The organism is Blautia marasmi, assembly GCF_900258535.1.
Taxonomy (GTDB): domain Bacteria; phylum Bacillota; class Clostridia; order Lachnospirales; family Lachnospiraceae; genus Blautia; species Blautia hominis.
In genome coordinates this window covers 4,736,649-4,752,448 of sequence record NZ_OIWX01000001.1, presented here as the reverse complement: position 1 = coordinate 4,752,448, position 15,800 = coordinate 4,736,649, and the positions used below count along the sequence as shown (strand labels likewise).

Here is a 15,800-nt window from a genome sequence, read left to right as displayed (position 1 = left end):
TGGGATTTTTGCTTGGCTGCGGAATGCTTTCTTACGGTCAGCGCAGTGAATGCGCAGACCTACTGAATAGTTACAGGAAGGATCTTATAACTGTGCACATACAAAACAGTTGCCGATTTATTGATCATAGAGATGACAGGCAGCCATATGCCCGTTTCCAATATCCTTTAATTCAGGCATCACCGTATCACAGCCCTCTGTTTTCTTAAAACAGCGGGAGCAGAAACGGCAGCCTGCCGGAGGGTTAATAGGCGTTGGCACATCCCCCGTGAGAATGATCCTCTCTTTTTTCTTCGTGATATCCGTGGATGGAATCGCGGAAAGGAGGGCCTGTGTGTATGGATTCAGCGGATTATCATAGATCTCACGCTTATCTGCCACCTCCATCAGCTTACCAAGATACATTACGCCCACACGGTCACTTATGTGTTTCACCACGTTCAGTCCATGGGCAATAAACAGGTAGGTAAGTCCAAATTCGTCCTTCAGATCATCCAGCAGGTTCAGAACCTGGGCCTGAATGGAGACATCCAGTGCGGATACCGGCTCATCGCAGACGATCAGCTTGGGCTGCACAGCCAGCGCCCTGGCAATTCCCACCCTCTGTCTCTGCCCGCCTGAAAACTCATGAGGATACCGGTTTCTCTGATGATTTGCAAGGCCTACGCAGTTCATCAAATAGGTAACCCTGTCCTCCACCTGGTTATCCGGCATGAGCTTGTTGATACGGATGGGTTCAGCGATAATGTCGCCCACCGTCATACGCGGGTTCAGGGATGCATAGGGATCCTGGAAGATCAGTTGGATGTCCTTGCAGTATTTTCTTCTCTCTTTTGTGGAGAGCTTGGATATATCGGTTCCATTGTATATGATTTCGCCTGAAGTGGGCTTGTACAGATCCACCAGCATTTTGCCGATCGTGGATTTACCGCAGCCGGACTCTCCAACCAGGCCCAGAGCTTCGCCTTTATATATTTTAAAAGAAACATCATCCACAGCTTTCAGGACAGCGGTGGGTTTTCCGAAGAAATTTGTCTCCACATCGAAATACTTTTTCAGGTGTCTGGCCTCCAAAAGCACTTCTCTCTTCTCTTCACTCATCTTACGCACCCTCCACTTCATCGCTTACCAGGAAGCATCTAACTTTTCTTCCATCCTCTGTCTCAGCCAGTTTGGGCATATGTTCCCTGCACTTATCCATACATTTGTCACAGCGGTCCGCAAAGGAACATCCCTTCGGCAGATGTATGGGGTCCGGTACAATACCTTTGATCATGTACAGGCGTTCCCTGTCTTCATCCATTTTCGGGATGGAGTCCAAAAGTCCCTGTGTGTAAGGATGCAGGGGTTTTGTGAAAAGCTGTTCCACAGTAGCCTGCTCCACCACGCGTCCGCAGTACATGACCACCACTTTGTCCGCAGTCTCAGCCACAACCCCCAGGTCATGGGTGATGAGGAGCACTGCCATACCCAGTTTTTCTCTCAGACGGTTGATCAGATCCAGGATCTGTGCCTGGATGGTAACGTCAAGGGCAGTGGTAGGCTCATCTGCGATCAGAAGCTCGGGATCACAGGCCAGAGCCATGGCAATCATCACACGCTGACGCATACCGCCGGACATCTGATGCGGATAGTCGTTCACACGCTGCTCCGGAGCAGGAATACCTACCAGGTCCAGCATTTGAATGGCTCTGTCAAGAGCCTCCTTCTTGCTCATAGTGGTGTGGGTCAGAATGGTCTCCATAATCTGGTCCTTGATCCTGTACACCGGATTTAGAGAGGTCATTGGCTCCTGGAAGATCATTGAGATCTTATCTCCGCGGACAGCCTGCATCTCTTTTGTGTTTTTCTTTAACAGATTTTCGCCGTTGAACAGGATTTCCCCTCCTGCCACCCGGCCTGGGTCACGGATCAATCCCATGACAGAGAGGGAGGTAACACTTTTTCCGGAACCGGATTCTCCCACCACCGCCAGGATCTCTCCTTTGTCCACTGCAAAGCTGACACCGTTTACCGCCTTGACCGTACCTCTTTTTACTTTAAATTCTGTCTCCAGATCGTTTACTTCCAATAACATGATACGGTCCTCCTTATACTCTTTCTTTCGGATCCAGCGCATCGCGCAGGCCGTCGCCAAACAGGTTGAATGCCAGCACTGCCAATGTGATGGCAAGACCCGGGAAAATCAGGGTGTAGGGCGCTGAGAAAATATAGGTCCTCGCACGTCCCAGCATATCTCCCCACTCTGCCATAGGCGGCTGTACACCCATGCCTAAGAATCCAAGGGCCGCAGTATCCAGGATCGCGGTGGAGATACCAAGGGTTGCCCTGACCACAATGGAGCTTACCACGTTTGGAAGGATGTGATGAAAGATGATCCTCCTGTCAGAATTCCCCACAACCTTAGCGGCAGCCACATAGTCATTTTCCTTGACTGAAAGAATGGAACTTCGCACAATCCGGGCGTATTCCGGGATTGACACGGTACCAATGGCAATAATAGCCTTATCAAGCCCTTTTCCCAGTGCTGCCATCAATGTGATCGCCAGAAGGATCGAGGGAATGGAGAGCATAATATCCATACATCTCATAATAAAGGAATCGGCTTTACCGCCGAAATACCCTGCCACAGAACCGAGGATGGTACCGATCAGCAGAGAATACACAACGGCAGCCACACCTACAAAGAGAGAGACCTTGGTACCTGACAGTACACGGGAAAAGATATCCCGCCCAAGCTGGTCTGTTCCAAAGTAGTAATCCTTACAAGGCGCAACAAACGTATGGGCCATATCAGAATACTCCGGATCATAAGGAGCCAGCCAGTCTCCCATGATGGCTAAAAATACAAAAAATACAATAACGATAAGACCCGCCACTGCTGCCTTATTCTTTTTCAGAGTGTCCCACATCACACGGATTTGGGATTCCGGTTTTTCAAGTGTCTCTCCTGTTGTCTGTACCTGTTGTTTTTTCCGCATGACGGCTACACCTCCTTCTTAACATATTTGATACGCGGATCTAAAAATGCATAGATAACGTCTACGATCAGATTCATCAGCACGAATATGACTGCGATCAGCAGTACCACTCCCTGCACAACAGGGAAATCCGATTTCATGATACACTGCACCGTGTAGTTTCCGATTCCGGGCCATGCATATACAGATTCTGTCAATACCGCACCGCCAAGCAGGGAACCTAACTGCAGGCCGATAACGGTTGTGACGGGAAGCATAGCGTTGCGCAGTGCATGTCTTCTCGTCACTTTGCCTTCGCTGATCCCTTTTGCTCTTGCAGTACGGATGTAATCCTGTCCCAGCGTTTCCAGCATACTGGAACGTGTCATACGGGCAATGATAGCCATAGAATAAAGACTCAGTGTCACTGCCGGAAGAACCATATGCAGAAGGCTGTCTTTCAGAGCCTCTGTGTTTCCTTCCAAGATACTGTCAATGATCATAAATCCCGTCACGGTATCAGGACGCAAAGCCGGGTCGATCCGTCCGCTGGAGGGCAGCCAGTGCAGAACACCGGAAAATAGAATAATCAGCATAATGCCCAGCCAGAAAATAGGTACGGACACTCCGATCAGGGATATCAGCATACCTCCGTTGTCAAAAATCGAGTTCTTTTTCACTGCCGAAACAGCACCGATCACGATCCCAAAAAACGCGGCCAGTATAATGGCAACGATTGCCAGCTCCACAGTAGCCGGGAAACGACTGAAAATTTCTTTTGTTACAGGTGCTTTTGTATAATAGGATGTACCCAGATCACCGGTAACAGCGCCTTTAATAAAATCTACATACTGCGTAACTATGGGTTCGTTCAGCCCGTTCGCCTCCCGCCACTCTTCCATGCTTTCCTGTGTAGCGTGCTGTCCCAATACTATGGACGCAGGGTCCGGTGCACATACACGCATAAGGAAAAAGACGATCAGGGATACACCGAAGAGAACCGGTATGAGCTGTAAAAGCCGTTTGATTATGTACTTAAACATGTCTTGCCCTCTCTTTTTTCTTTTGATTATCTCCGGAACAATTCATTTCTCAAGGGGTCTTTGAAAAAGCCCTCTCAGAAATGAACTGTTCCTCCGTAAAACAGGCTTTTAGACCGCATATAAGGGCAGATCTCTCTGCCCTTATGCAATCCTGTTTTACCAATTAATTGTAATGGTTTGGTACCTTTCCGGTTACAATCAATTCTTATATGTCTTGCTCAAGAAAACATTTCCTGTAGGATGTGCAATGAAGTTCTGTACATTTGACACATAACCTGACAGGTTCTGCTGATGAGAAATCGGCAGCCACACATTTTCGTCTGCGATCTTCTGTTCCATTTTGCCGTAAGCTCCATTTCTTTCGTCGCCGTTTTCCATGGATGCTGCTTCTGACAGCATGGTGTTGTATTCGTCATCACGGTACAGAGCAACGTTCATTGCCGGGTCCTCATGTGTCAGCAGATACATGAAGTTATCCGGGTCACCGTTGTCACCGATCCAGCCGTACAGACACATATCATAATCACCGGCACCGAGTTTTTCTTTGTAGGTTGTCCAGTCATAGGAATCAATAGAAACTTTAACACCTACTTTATCGAAATATCCCTGGAGAGCTTCTGCCAGTGTCTGTCCGGTTGCAGTATTGTACGGTCTCGGGTTTGTGTAAGCCATCATCTTCAGTTCTGTAATACCCTTTTCTTCCAGTACCTTTTTGGACTCTTCCGGATTGTATTCCGTCTGTTTTACGTCTGCACTGTAGCCAGGCATGAACGTCGGAAGAATTGTAGTAGCCTGGGTTGCGTAACCTTTATAAATGCTTTCTACCAACTCCGGTACATTGACCGCTTCATTTAATGCTTTTCTGATCTCTGGGTCTGTTATTCTCTGTGTATTGTAAGCCATGTAGTTGATATTCATACCCTCTGCCTGATATAACAGACAGCCGGCAGATGTGATCTGGTCTACCACGGTGGCGTCAATACCATCAATAATATCCACTTCACCGTTTGTCAATGCAACCACACGTGCGGAGTTATCCGGGATCGTGGAGAAAATGATCTCTTTTGCAACACCCTTCTCACCCCAGTAGTCTTCATTTCTTTCCATAACTACGGCTTCGTTTTTGTTCCATCTTACGAATTTGTACGGGCCTGTACCGCATGGCGCTTCATTCAGGTTGCCGTTTGCTGCGTCACATGCTGTAGGGCTTACCATGGGTGCGCCCAGGGACATTGCCAGGTTGTTTAAGAACGGTGTGGATTTTTTGCCCAGTTTAAACTCTACTGTATAATCATCAACCACGTTGCACTCTGTAACATCACCGTAAACAAAGTCTGCGTAAAGCATGTCCTCTGTTTTATTGACTGTTTGTCTGTCCACATTGTATTTTACTGCTTCTGCGTTGAAGTCTGTTCCGTCATGGAATTTTACGCCTTCTCTCAGTTTGAAGGTATAAGTCAATCCATCTTCACTTACTTCCCAGGACTCAGCCAGGCACGGTTCTACTTCTGTATTGCTGTCACCGTATTTCAGAAGACCTTCATACATCTGGCAGATTGGCTTGGAAGACTCTCCGTCATCGATCATAGCCGGGTCAAGACCACGGGGGTCTGCACCCTGTGCATATCGCAGTGTCTGCTCTGTGTCCACATCAGACGGAACCTCAGTAAACTCTGTGAGCATTTCGCCGCTGGCTTTCTTTTCTGTTGTGCCGGTTTCTGTTTCTGCATCCGCATTTCCTTCTTCACCGGAAGTTTCTGTCTTTGTTGTGTCGCCAGTGTTATCTGCACCAGTCTTCTTGTTGCTTCCACATCCTGCCATCATGGTGATCGCCATAGATGTGCAGAGTAAAGCCGCAATTACTTTTCTCTTCATAGAAAATCCCTCCTTTGATTCACGCAGTCCTCCCTGTGCTCTGTCATTCTGACACCACTTTGACGTGGTAAACACAAAGAACTCTGTGCTAACCATTTTACTATAGAAGGAGAAAAAATACAAGTTTTAATTTCTTATCCTGCATTTATTGTATGATTAGGGGTTACTATTCACGGCTGTTATCCCGTGAGGTGTTTTTATGCGCTTGCACATGAAAATCCCGAGGCAGCCAGCGCGATATGGGGCAAAATGCTCCATATCTGTGCATCGCGAAGCGTGTTACTGGACACGGAGTGAACAGTAACTGATTTTACGGCTGAGATTTTTTAAGTATTAATTCAAAACATGAGATAAGATTACTGTTTTTTAATCATCACTGTATAATTATATTTATTTTTTGCAAGTTATTTTTTCTTTTCCTGCATTTTTTTCATGAGCCGCTTATTTATAAAATGTACATTCGTCTTCCTACAAAAGACACTTTGTATATAAATCAACTGATATTCTTTATTTCTGTTATAAATGTCTTTCATAAAAAGACATTTATAGCAGTAATTTCAACATGTTTTTACATGTTCTGCTTATATGCTGCAAGTTACGATTGAGATATACAAATATACGCCACTGTCTGACAGCCGCGGAACACACGGCCTCTCAGAAAATACTGCTCCATAAGCTGAAATATGTTAGAATTCCTCTGTCCATCTTCTTAAATATGTAGTCAATTGTTGGATTTGTCACATGCCTGATCCGGCATAGATTTGTAAGAGCAGATACGCAGTCAGATAACTGCAGCATCTGTTTTTAGAATTTTAAACGCAAAAAAAGAAGCCCGCTGCCTGCATTTCGTAAAAACAAGCAGCGTCATTTATGTAAGATAAAGATTCTCAGATATGGTTTATCCCATCCATAAAATACGCAATAGAGCCTGCATGTGCCGCCAGCTTCAGATATTTTGAAAGAATATCCATATCCTGTTCCTCCAGGATCGCTTTTCTGAGTTCATCGGGTACTGGGCCTAAATCCTCCAGCAGAAGCAGGACAGATTCTGCTTTTCCTTTTGTTTTCCCCATGGCCAGTCCTTTTGCTTCTCCCTCGGCACGTTCATCTCTCAATAACTCTTCCAGCAGCATGAACTTCTCCTCCATTTCCCGGCTTCCCTTAATCTTTGCTATAGACTCCTGGATCTTTCTGATAAAATCATCCTGATAGTCCCGGGTACTGTCTGTTAAGTCGGCTTTGACAAATTTCAGGAATTTTATAAGATTTTCCGGCACTTCCGCTTCATTTTCCCCACAGGTGCTCAAAAAAATGGTAGTGCTCCCGTCAGCCATAGACAGCCCGGTTTCCCTGCAGACATTTTGGAAGATATAACGGTATCTTTTCTTATCAAACGGGTCAAAATCACAAATAAAAATCACATAGGAAGCGGGGAGTAATGTGTAGTCTTCTCCCGTCAGCAACAGCTCCATATCCATCTGACTGTGATAATATCTGGCTCTTTTGCCCAAATGGGACTTTTTTGCCACTTGCATCTCCACATTGTAATGTGTGCTTTTTTCATCTCTGGCAATAATATCAAGCCGTATACCGCGGTATTCCGGGTGGTAGATCATGCTTTTCTCTTTGCTGATCTCTACTTTCTCAATCGGAATACCCACCGCCATTTCCAAAAAATTCCGGCAGATTTCCTCATTTACCATAACTGCACCAAACATAAAATTATCTTTAAACATCAGTTGTGCCAGTTTTCTGTTTTAGTTCATAAACAACCTCCGCATGGGCAGAGGAATTCTGGTTTGATTATATCACATAGTATTTAAAATTTCCATAATAAAATTTGCGTTTGCAAATTAATTTACCACATTTTTTCATTCAATCTGTAACGAAATACAAAGTGGATTTTTTTGTATCCCTGCATAAAGCAAAGCCGTCTTTTACTTTTTATTTTTGCTTATTATCTTTCCTGAATAGTAACTTTGATTATATCACCCGGCTGTTTCCCGATCTTCTGCCTGATCTCTTTTCTTATGCCGATAATATGCCCCGGTGTTTTCATCCGCACCAGGCTTCCGTCATACGGTATGCTGTCAAATGTGGCATGTACCTTCACTCTCCCTTTGCCAAACTCCTCCCTCACATCAAAAGGAAATTCAATATATGCCCCATCTATATCGGGAACCTTTTTTATAACAGCCTCAAATTCATATGTCTTTGTGTTCATCTTTTTTTCCTCACTGTTCTTTTTGTTCAAATAAAGCCCCGTCTGTGATTTCGATCCCCATATCTTTCCGGATCAGAGAGACATCCGCCGATTTTTCTTTTCTAAATTTCAAGGTGTTCTTATCCACCACGTCAAAGACATATTGACAGCCTTTCTCTTTATCTGATGCCACCAATTCACCGTCCGCGATTTCGTAGGTACCCATAGGAATATAAGAGTTGAGGATATCATAACTAAAAACAAAATTTTCCTTATCCAGAAGTGTCAGGCATGGAAGGCTCTGCTCTGTTTTCCCCAGTTCATCGGCATTCATGTAATACGTTTTTGCCGATGAAATCTCCACGCGGTCAAGCGCCGGATTTGTGTCATCCAGAAGACAGATTTTATTTACGCTCTTTATCTGAGCAGGGTAGGTTTCCTGTACTTCCCCGGAAAAAGTAACCGATATATTTTGTCCTGGCACGAAGTCAGACAATGCGATATCCGTAAAATGCCACTCCAATTTTGTGTTGGAGGTAATGTACAGATAAAACTCACTTCTGAAATTCACATCATTTTCCTTCAAGCCGGATACCAGCATGGAATTTCCGTTAATCTCTTTGATCTGAGCATAAAAAGTAATGGAATCACCTTCATCTGAAAGCCCCTCCACGGTCTTGTTCTGTCCTACCGTATATCCTGCCCAAAAGATAAGCAAAGCAAACAAAAGTATAATACCGCATTTAATAAGATTCTTCATGGATAATCTCCCGTTTGATCAAATGACAAAATGCCAGGAAAGGTGACCGCTTGTGATTTCTGCATCACAATTATACCCTTGATAACAGCCGGATCCCTTCTTTTATGGAACCGGCTGTCTACCGTAAATACTTGCCAAAAGTTATTAATACCATATCAGCAATTCCTTTCCTACGCCCGTTTTGATCTAACCCATTATATCATATCAAAATAAAAAAAGCAGTATTGAATAATTATAGGTATCTATTCAAGAGTTCAGCCGTCCACTGTCCTGCGATTAATGCAGTCTGTACCCTAAAGGGCAGAACTGTGCATGCTTTTGTTGCTGTGAAGCCTGAAGGCTGAATAGTAACCTATTCAATACCGCTTTACGGTCTACTCCCATTTAAAACTATGATCTTGACGATCTACAAACCGGCAGGCTGGTTCAGCTTTTCTGTAAAATCAGCCATCGCCTTGGCTATTTCAAGCTGCTGCGGGCATACCGCCTCACAGCTCTGGCATCCGATGCATGCGTGAGGGCGTTTATCCTCCGGCATGGCTTCCACTGCCATGTGCGTGATCAGCCCATTGGCAAAACGCACCTCATTATAAAGTGCCAGTAGTGTGGGAATATCCAGTTTCTGAGGACAATGTGCAGTACAATAACGACAGGCCGTGCATGGCAGGATATCCAGCATACTGTCCGTCACTTCCATCAGCGTCTCCATCTCCTCATCCGTCACCGGTTTATCCTCTGCAAAGGTGGCGATATTTTCCTTCATCTGCTCCATGCTTGACATGCCGGACAATACCATAGTCACTTCCGGAACAGACTGCAGGAAACGGAATCCCCAGGCCGGAATCTTTTCATCCGGGCGCAGAGCCTTTAGTTTCTCTTCGTTCTTGGGTGAAAGACTTGCCAGCCGTCCTCCCCTGAGAGGCTCCATGACCCATACGGGAATGTTATATTCCCGGAGCAGCTCCACCTTAGCCTTAGCATCCTGGAGCTTCCAGTCCAGATAATTCAGCTGAATCTGACAGAATTCCATCCTGTCTCCATAAGCTTGCAGAAAACGTTTCATCGTATCATAACGCCCGTGTGCAGAAAATCCCAGATGTCTGATCCTTCCGTTCTCCTTCTGTTTCATCAGATAATCCATAATACCGTATTTCCGGTCCATATACGGCTCGATATTCTTTTCATAAACATTATGGAACAAATAAAAATCAAAATAATCCACATTACATTTTTTAAGCTGTTCTTCAAAAATAGCTTCCACTTTATCCATGTTCGCCAAATCGTATCCCGGAAACTTGGTAGCCAGATAAAAGCTGTCTCTGGGATACTCCCCCAGAACCTTTCCCATCACAACTTCCGAATTTCCATCATGATAGCCATACGCCGTGTCAAAATAGTTGACACCATGTGCTATGGCATAAGCCACCATATCCGCTGTCTTTTTCTCATCTATGGGCGCATCCGGATTCCCGTCCGCTGTCGGCAGCCGCATAGCGCCAAACCCCAGCGCTGAAAGCTTCAGATCTTTATAATTTTTATATACCATATTCCTATCCTCCTGTGATAAATTTTTCCTTTCACGAACCCATTTTTTGATTTCCGCAGGCACAGTGCGCATCTTGCCTGCTGCGGGTTCAATAAGATTGTATTCCTTGAAGTTAACTCCAAGTCAATACCCTTTTTTCAAAAAAACACAGCCCAAAAGCCCTCCCGGACTCCTGTGCTGTGCCGTCACGATCACATAGTTTTTTTCATATATAGATCCATGGCCTCCGCCACCTTCTTGGAATGGGCAACCGCCTCCACAACGGTCCTGGCGCCATTCACCACATCCCCGCTGGCAAAAATCTCAGGCCGCGAGGTATGACCCGAATCGTCTGTCACAAGCAGCCCGCACGCATCTGCATCCAGACCCCGGGTTGTTCTGACAAGCTGGTTTCGGGGTCCCTGGCTGATTGACACGATCACACTGTCCGCCGGATAAAGTTTTTCCGTGCCTTTCGTCTCCCCGGCATCCGCAAAAATCACCCCTTCATCTGTTATTTCCACCGGTATCTTGCCGTAAACAAATTCCACGCCTTCCAGCACAGCATAATCAAATTCACTTTTACTGGCAGCAACCGAAGCATCCCTGGAAAAACACTGCAGATACCGCACGCCTTTCCGCATTGCGGTCCTGGCAACATCCATAGCCGCATTCCCAGCTCCTATGACGATCACTCTCTCCCCCAAATGAAAACTGTCCGGATTATTCAGATAGTGGATCCCGTAATGCACATGTCCCAGTGTTTCCCCTTTTATATGAAGTGTATTCGGTCTCCACACACCTGTGCCGATAAAGATGGACTTATACCCATCCCGAAGCAGATCCTCAATGGAAATTGCCCCGCCAACCGCAGTGTTGGGCCGAACCTTAATATCTTTCAGCCGCAGATGACGGTATTCAAAATCATCCAGGATACTCTTTGGCAGACGAAACTCCGGAATGCCGTATCTTAAAACACCGCCAATCTTATCCTTGCTCTCAAAGATGGTCACCTGATATCCCTTTCGGGCCAGCAGCACCGCTATGGTAAGACCTGCCGGACCGGAACCTATGATCGCCGCACGCATCCCGTTAGGAGATGCCGGACCTTTCACCATCTTGGAGCTGTAGGTACTGGAAATATAGTTCTCAATAGCAGAAAAATGTACGGGCGCACCTTTTTTTCCAAGAACACAATGTCCCTCGCACTGCTTTTCATGGTCGCAGATCAGACTGCAGACTGTGGTCAGGGGATTATTTTCAAAAAGCTTCCATCCGGCCTCATCCAGACGGCCTTCCAGCATCAGCCGTATGACCGACGGAATCGGGGTATGGATGGGACACCCCTTTTGACACTGGGGATTTTTACAGTTCAGACACCGGTTCGCTTCATCCAATACATGTGCAGCCATCCTTTTCGCCCCCTCTTATCTATCTACTCTCTTGGTACGGAGATATTCTACATTTGCCTCAACTTTCTTTTTGGAAAGCGGGTACACAAAGATCAGCATAAGTGCCACACAGATAAAAAGGATCCCGGGAACGATGGTCGCCAATTTGTAAAGTCCGCTTAAAACCTCCGCACTCTGGGTCTTGGCGGTTGAAACATAACCGATCATTCCCAGTGCATAGCCTCCCAGCCCTCCGGCAAGAGCCTGACCTACTTTTCTGGCAAAAGAATAGACTGCGTATACGGTACCGTCCTCCCTCTTGCCGGTCCTCACTTCCACATCGTCAATGACATCAATGATATTTGCCCAGATGATCAGGTTGAAATAGCTCACACCCAAAAATCCCACTGCTGCCACGATCACGAAGACCCATGCGCTTTTTACATTCATAAAACCTAATACCAGGAAAACAACTCCTGTAAAAACAGTTGCCACAGCCGCGGATTCTCTTTTTCCAAACTTCTTGACCGTGATGCCTGTAATGGTGGCCATGAGCAGAGAACACAACATGGTGATCATGTTATATGAGGACAGCGCCTTTACATTTCCAAAATAATCGGCATACAGATAGGTATTGACACTGGACATCATAAGAGAACTCAGCAGCAGGAAAATGGCAGCACCCACGATACCCAACAGTGCACGGTTGGAGAAAATAGCCCCGAAGGTCTTAGCCAGTGAGATCTTCTCCGCATTTGGGTCCGGCTCAATCTTGATACGCTCTGTGGTGCATTTATAACAGATAAAATAGCAGATAATGGCACAGACAGAGAAAATGCCAGCCACAACCGGGAAGATTTTTCCGTCATTACGGATAACCTGCACACCGCTTGCATCTGTAACATAGATGATCATAGGGCCTCCCACACCGATGACAAGCTGTGCCAATGTGGCGCCGATGCTTCGGAATGTGGAGAGGGCCGTACGCTCTTCCGGTACATCCGTGACCGCTGATGCCATGGAGCCGTAGGGAATGTTGATTCCCGTATAGCAGATACTGCCCCAGAGAATGTAAGTGACATACATATAAACCATTTTTACAGCCATGGATGCATCTGCCAAAGCGGACTGATACATGAGAAAGCTGGCAATTGCCACCGGCCCGGCCATAATGCGGATCCAGCGCTTGAATTTTCCGTCTTTCCCCGGTTTGCAGGTATCCACAATACGGCCCATAGTCACATCCGTAAAAGCATCCACAATTCTTGCCACCAGAAACAGAGTTCCCACAGCCCCGGCGCTGATCCCCAGGACCTTCATATAAAACACCATCAAAAAGGTGCTGGAAAACATAAACGTGAAATCGTTGCCGAAATCACCGAACATATATCCGATCTTATCCTTTAACCCAAACGGTTTTATTGTGTTTTCATTCATTTTTCTCACCCCTTAGAATCTGGTTTCCCATCTTCCGCAAAATACATTTTCGTTGTATCTTCCCTTGAATTCACTTTTACCCATCATCTTTTCCAAAGCAGCGGCAAAGCTCTCATGATGATCCATATAAGAATTAATGTAACATCTGGCCATAGGAACATCAATCAGATTATTGGTATTGCTCAAAGATACCACAACAGTGGGCAGCTCTGACATATACCATGGCTGTTTTACAGGCTCATCCCATTTTATCCGCATGGTATTGTACTGGGCAAATCCCTGTATATTGAGGACCAGCAGAACACAGTCATATTGTTTTTTGAACTCTTCTATTTTTCCCTTTTTTGCGGATACCTCTGCGTCCACTTCAAATCCGGCTTCTTCAAGCTGGGACACAATATCCGAGATTATGTTTTTATCATTTGATTCAAATTTCATGCCGGCGATCACAGTGGCTTCAGAGCCAATATACACAAGCTTGATCCTCTTATATTTCTCCGGTGTCATGGGGAGATAATGCAGGCGGTCTTTTACAAGGGTCACATACTTATCGGCAAATTCCCTGGATGCTCTGTGGTGTTCCTCACACCCAACCACAGCCAGGTTTTCTTTGGGTGCCACCAGTTTTCCTTCTTTCTGAAGCCTGTGAAGATTCAGGGCTGCTTTTACTCCAAGAATCCTGTGAAGGGCATCCTGCAGTCTTTCCTCTGTGATGGTGCCGTTTCGATAGCCTTCCATCATATAACCGAAATCTTCCTCCCTGTCATTGAAGAACAGGTACATGTCACATCCTGCGGCAATCGCCTGGGGAACCTGCCGGCTTCTGGGAATCGTGGCCCCGAACATACCGATCATATGGGATGCATCTGTGACAACCAGGCCGTTGAAGCCGAGCTGGCCCTTCAGCAGGTCTGTGATCAGTTCCGGTGCCAAGGTTGCAGGACGGATTTCTTCATCTCTGATACCGGGGCGCAGTTTTCTGGAATATGCAGGGAGTGCAATGTGGCCTGCCATAATGGTCATGACACCCTCGTCAATCAGCTCCTTGTAAACTTTTCCGTATGTCCGGTCCCATTTATCACAGTCAAATTCATTGATGCCCATAAGCAGGTGCTGGTCATTTTCTTCTGTGCCATCCCCCGGAAAATGCTTCATACAGGTAGCAATATTCTGTGTCTTCATGCCTTTAAAAAAGGATTTTGCATAACGGATGACATCGTCCGGGCTGTCGTTAAAGGCACGGAGCTGTACAATGGTATTTCTCCAGTTATAGAGCAGATCAACCACCGGTGCAAAATTCCAGTTGCAGCCAACCGCAGCCGCTTCCCTGGCTGAGATCTCTGCCATTTTAAATACTTCCTCCGGTGCATCTATGGCTGCCATGGCAGCACCGTTGGCAATAGGCGTTCCGCCCTGGCAGCCGCCGTTTCCCCCTGCCTCACAGTTAGAAGCGATCAGCAGCGGGATCTTTGTGGTGTTCTGGAGACAGTCTGCCATTTCCCACAATTCTTCTTTTGGTGCATTGTGATAGCGGATGGCTCCCGGATGATAGGCATCCAGTACCTTCTTGATATTTTCCGGCTTTCTCTCCTCTGCGTCTGCCACCATATTGACAAAAAGCTGTCCTATTTTTTCCTCTGTAGTCATACCGGAAATGGTGTCTTCCACCCACTGTATCTGTTCATCATTCAGATAATAAGGTTTTTCTCTTAAATTTACCATGTTATTCCCTCCAAATTTTATTTCATAAGATTTTCAACAAATGTTTGTATCAGTTCTTCCTGGAAAGCACCGCCGAAGGTGCCCTCCTTCATTCTTTCCACAGCATTTAGGATACCTGCCCAGCTTCCGCTCTCCCTGGATACCAGGATGGGATAATAGAATACGCCGTTTCCTTTTGCCGCATCCATATCGCCCGGCGCATCCCCTGTCATCAGAACATTCTCTTTTTTATATCCGCAGGTGAGCAGTTTTTCTATGCAGCTCTTCTTGGAGCCTGCATTCTGTGCCAGCAGTACATCCACATGTTCCAGAAGGCCGAACCGGGTCCACTCTTCCTTTACCGCCTCATAGTTGGCGGAGGAGACAATGGCAATATCACACGTTTTATGAAGTATCTCAATACTCTCTCTTACATGTGCAAAGGGGTTGATATCCTCTCTGGGAATCTGCTTTATGGCCTCATTCACCGCCTCTGACCAGTTCAGGGCCTTTTTCAGGATTGAACTGCCTGTTGAAGCTATGGCTTTTTGTAAGGCGGCATTTGACAGCTCATCCGTTTCCTCCGCCCACTGTACCAGGGTGTCCACATCCTCGATCTGCGTATATCTGCTGTCAATTTCCTTCAGTGCTTTTGCAAGACCTTTAAAGCGGTTGATCCCCCTTGTCATAGAATACAGGTTTATCTCATTCCAGCGTTTCAGAATCTCCTTTTCATATGTCTGCAGATTCCATTCTTTTACCATGCACGGGCCAAAACAGCGGATATGTTTGATATCCATGCTGTCAATGGCACAGCCGTCTGAATCTATACATACGAGGTGATCCTGTTTCTTTGTAAAATCCGTAAAAGGATGGTTCATGTTCTCACGTCCTTTCGTTCTCTC

The 15,800-nt window shown here is 46.1% G+C and carries 13 protein-coding genes; all 13 read right to left on the bottom strand.

Translation table 11 applies throughout. From position 1 onward, the window contains the following. Nucleotides 1-117: 117 nt before the first annotated feature. Entirely contained in the window at nucleotides 118-1,101 is a 984-nt protein-coding gene (locus C6P39_RS20770) for an ABC transporter ATP-binding protein (RefSeq protein ID WP_095175247.1), read from the bottom strand. A 1-nt stretch (nucleotide 1,102) separates the two neighbouring features. Beyond that, nucleotides 1,103-2,077, bottom strand: coding sequence for an ABC transporter ATP-binding protein (locus tag C6P39_RS20765; protein ID WP_095175246.1), 975 nt, complete (start codon nucleotides 2,075-2,077; stop codon nucleotides 1,103-1,105). A 13-nt stretch (nucleotides 2,078-2,090) separates the two neighbouring features. Next, nucleotides 2,091-2,981 carry an ABC transporter permease gene (locus tag C6P39_RS20760; RefSeq protein WP_065542275.1) on the bottom strand — a complete coding sequence of 297 codons (891 nt, stop codon included), beginning with the start codon at nucleotides 2,979-2,981 and terminating at the stop codon, nucleotides 2,091-2,093. Nucleotides 2,982-2,986: 5 nt separating this feature from the next. Continuing rightward, complete coding sequence (locus C6P39_RS20755; RefSeq protein ID WP_095175245.1) at nucleotides 2,987-4,003, bottom strand: ABC transporter permease; 1,017 nt, start codon at nucleotides 4,001-4,003, stop codon at nucleotides 2,987-2,989. Nucleotides 4,004-4,201: 198 nt separating this feature from the next. Beyond that, nucleotides 4,202-5,878, bottom strand: coding sequence for an ABC transporter substrate-binding protein (locus C6P39_RS20750; RefSeq protein WP_104805050.1), 1,677 nt, complete (start codon nucleotides 5,876-5,878; stop codon nucleotides 4,202-4,204). Between the two features lie 887 nt (nucleotides 5,879-6,765). Then, nucleotides 6,766-7,614: an Rpn family recombination-promoting nuclease/putative transposase gene (locus C6P39_RS20745; protein ID WP_104805049.1), complete on the bottom strand. Its 849-nt coding sequence runs from the start codon at nucleotides 7,612-7,614 to the stop codon at nucleotides 6,766-6,768. A gap of 221 nt (nucleotides 7,615-7,835) precedes the next feature. Beyond that, a complete protein-coding gene (locus C6P39_RS20740; RefSeq protein WP_095175386.1) occupies nucleotides 7,836-8,102 on the bottom strand; it encodes a DUF1905 domain-containing protein in 267 nt (88 codons plus the stop codon). A gap of 10 nt (nucleotides 8,103-8,112) precedes the next feature. Beyond that, nucleotides 8,113-8,841 (bottom strand): hypothetical protein, encoded by a 729-nt coding sequence (locus C6P39_RS20735; protein ID WP_104805048.1) that lies wholly within the window; start codon nucleotides 8,839-8,841, stop codon nucleotides 8,113-8,115. 406 nt (nucleotides 8,842-9,247) lie between these two features. After that, nucleotides 9,248-10,387, bottom strand: coding sequence for an aldo/keto reductase (locus tag C6P39_RS20730; protein ID WP_104806005.1), 1,140 nt, complete (start codon nucleotides 10,385-10,387; stop codon nucleotides 9,248-9,250). A gap of 191 nt (nucleotides 10,388-10,578) precedes the next feature. Then, nucleotides 10,579-11,778 carry an NAD(P)-dependent oxidoreductase gene (locus C6P39_RS20725; protein WP_104805047.1) on the bottom strand — a complete coding sequence of 400 codons (1,200 nt, stop codon included), beginning with the start codon at nucleotides 11,776-11,778 and terminating at the stop codon, nucleotides 10,579-10,581. A 15-nt stretch (nucleotides 11,779-11,793) separates the two neighbouring features. Next, nucleotides 11,794-13,194, bottom strand: coding sequence for an MFS transporter (locus tag C6P39_RS20720; RefSeq protein WP_104805046.1), 1,401 nt, complete (start codon nucleotides 13,192-13,194; stop codon nucleotides 11,794-11,796). 12 nt (nucleotides 13,195-13,206) lie between these two features. Further along, nucleotides 13,207-14,916, bottom strand: a complete 1,710-nt coding sequence (locus C6P39_RS20715; protein ID WP_104805045.1) for a glycoside hydrolase family 3 protein — start codon at nucleotides 14,914-14,916, stop codon at nucleotides 13,207-13,209. 17 nt (nucleotides 14,917-14,933) lie between these two features. Continuing rightward, a complete protein-coding gene (locus tag C6P39_RS20710; RefSeq protein WP_104805044.1) occupies nucleotides 14,934-15,776 on the bottom strand; it encodes an HAD family hydrolase in 843 nt (280 codons plus the stop codon). Nucleotides 15,777-15,800: the final 24 nt, after the last annotated feature.

What these genes read in the sequence shown, in the direction of transcription:
- C6P39_RS20710 (WP_104805044.1), bottom strand. Translation starts at nt 15,776, where the DNA reads ATGAACCATCCTTTTACGGATTTTACAAAGAAACAGGATCACCTCGTA.
- C6P39_RS20760 (WP_065542275.1), bottom strand. Translation starts at nt 2,981, where the DNA reads ATGCGGAAAAAACAACAGGTACAGACAACAGGAGAGACACTTGAAAAA.
- C6P39_RS20720 (WP_104805046.1), bottom strand. Translation starts at nt 13,194, where the DNA reads ATGAATGAAAACACAATAAAACCGTTTGGGTTAAAGGATAAGATCGGA.
- C6P39_RS20755 (WP_095175245.1), bottom strand. Translation starts at nt 4,003, where the DNA reads ATGTTTAAGTACATAATCAAACGGCTTTTACAGCTCATACCGGTTCTC.
- C6P39_RS20735 (WP_104805048.1), bottom strand. Translation starts at nt 8,841, where the DNA reads ATGAAGAATCTTATTAAATGCGGTATTATACTTTTGTTTGCTTTGCTT.
- C6P39_RS20740 (WP_095175386.1), bottom strand. Translation starts at nt 8,102, where the DNA reads ATGAACACAAAGACATATGAATTTGAGGCTGTTATAAAAAAGGTTCCC.
- C6P39_RS20730 (WP_104806005.1), bottom strand. Translation starts at nt 10,387, where the DNA reads ATGGTATATAAAAATTATAAAGATCTGAAGCTTTCAGCGCTGGGGTTT.
- C6P39_RS20715 (WP_104805045.1), bottom strand. Translation starts at nt 14,916, where the DNA reads ATGGTAAATTTAAGAGAAAAACCTTATTATCTGAATGATGAACAGATA.
- C6P39_RS20725 (WP_104805047.1), bottom strand. Translation starts at nt 11,778, where the DNA reads ATGGCTGCACATGTATTGGATGAAGCGAACCGGTGTCTGAACTGTAAA.
- C6P39_RS20770 (WP_095175247.1), bottom strand. Translation starts at nt 1,101, where the DNA reads ATGAGTGAAGAGAAGAGAGAAGTGCTTTTGGAGGCCAGACACCTGAAA.
- C6P39_RS20745 (WP_104805049.1), bottom strand. Translation starts at nt 7,614, where the DNA reads ATGTTTAAAGATAATTTTATGTTTGGTGCAGTTATGGTAAATGAGGAA.
- C6P39_RS20765 (WP_095175246.1), bottom strand. Translation starts at nt 2,077, where the DNA reads ATGTTATTGGAAGTAAACGATCTGGAGACAGAATTTAAAGTAAAAAGA.
- C6P39_RS20750 (WP_104805050.1), bottom strand. Translation starts at nt 5,878, where the DNA reads ATGAAGAGAAAAGTAATTGCGGCTTTACTCTGCACATCTATGGCGATC.